The organism is Sphaerochaeta sp. S2 (assembly GCF_016406725.1).
In the GTDB taxonomy this organism is placed as follows: Bacteria; Spirochaetota; Spirochaetia; order Sphaerochaetales; family Sphaerochaetaceae; genus Sphaerochaeta.
Genome location: NZ_JAEKNT010000029.1, coordinates 1 through 1,467 on the forward strand (window position 1 = coordinate 1; position 1,467 = coordinate 1,467).

Genomic DNA, 1,467 nt, shown 5'->3' on the forward strand with positions numbered 1-1,467 from the left:
ACTTATTTGTTGATAATAGTGATAAGGATTCAGCGCCAGTAATCTTTGAAATTAACCCAACATTCTTCAATTTAATTGGTAATATTGAATACCGAAATGAGTATGGTGCCTATAAAACAGACTTTACACAGATAAAACCAGGTGCTCTTCATAATGCTAATGGTGGTTATCTTATAATCCAAACCAGAGACTTATTGACAGCTCCATATGCTTGGAAAGGTTTAAAAAGAGCACTTATAAACAAGGAAGTCAACATTGAGAATATTGGTAAGCAAACAGGTGTAAATGGAGTTCAAACACTGAGACCACAACCAATACCTTTAGATGTTAAGGTGATTATTGTTGGTGATTTTTATACCTACAATATGTTATTCAATTATGATGAAGAGTTTAGAAAACTATTCAAAATATTGGTTGATTTTGATGATCAAGTTGAAAGAAATAGAGATTCAATCACTAAAATGGCAAGATTGATTGCAAGCTATTCAGAAAAGGATAATATTAAGTATTTTGATAAGTTTGCTGTAGCCGAAATTGTGAACTATACAACTCGACTTGCAGCAAATAAGGATAAGTTGTCTGCACATTTAAATATCATTGTTGATTTAATTTATGAAGCGGATACTTGGGCAAGTATTTATGGTGACGATATTGTCGGTAAAGAGCATGTTTTGAAGGCGTTTGAAGAACAAAAGAATCGTATGAATCGTTTTGAGCGACGACTCCTCGAATCCTTTGAAGACGGAACTTATTTACTAGACGTTGATGGTGAAAAAATTGGTGAAATTAATGGTCTGGCCGTTCTAGGTGCGGGGACACAATCTTTTGGTAAACCAAGTAAAATTACTGTTTCAACTTATAGAGGTAAAGCAGGATTAATAAATATTGAAAGAGAAGCTAATACATCAGGACCTTCACATGATAAAGGTGTCATGATACTGAACGGTTATATGGGCTGGCAATACGCCCAGGATAAACCGTTGACATTATCGGCATCAGTTGTATTTGAACAACTGTATTCTGGAGTAGATGGTGATTCTGCTTCTAGTACGGAGTTATATGCAATCTTATCAAGTCTTTCTGGTAAACCTATCGATCAGTCTTTTGCAGTGACAGGATCTGTTAACCAACGTGGAGAAATACAACCAATTGGTGGTGTTAATGAAAAAATTGAAGGCTTTTTTGAAGTATGTAAATTAAAAGGTTTAACTGGTAGACAATCGGTCATTATACCTCATCAAAATGTTAAGAACTTAATGCTAAAGAATGAAGTTGTTCAAGCAGTGGAAGATAAAAAATTCCATATTTATGCGATTAGTCATATTGACCAAGGTATTGAATTACTTATGAAAACAAAAGCTGGAATACGTCAAAAAAATGGTAAGTTCGAACGTGGCTCTATCCATTATCTAGTAGACAAAAAATTAGCCGAGTTGGCAGCGCCTATTATGAAGCGTTCTTCTGATT

General features: G+C 34.4%; 1 protein-coding gene. It reads left to right on the forward strand.

Going from position 1 to position 1,467, the window contains the following annotated elements; genetic code table 11:
- The coding region (locus JF818_RS00680; RefSeq protein WP_198890077.1) for a Lon protease family protein at positions 1 to 1,467 on the forward strand (1,467 nt) is incomplete at both ends.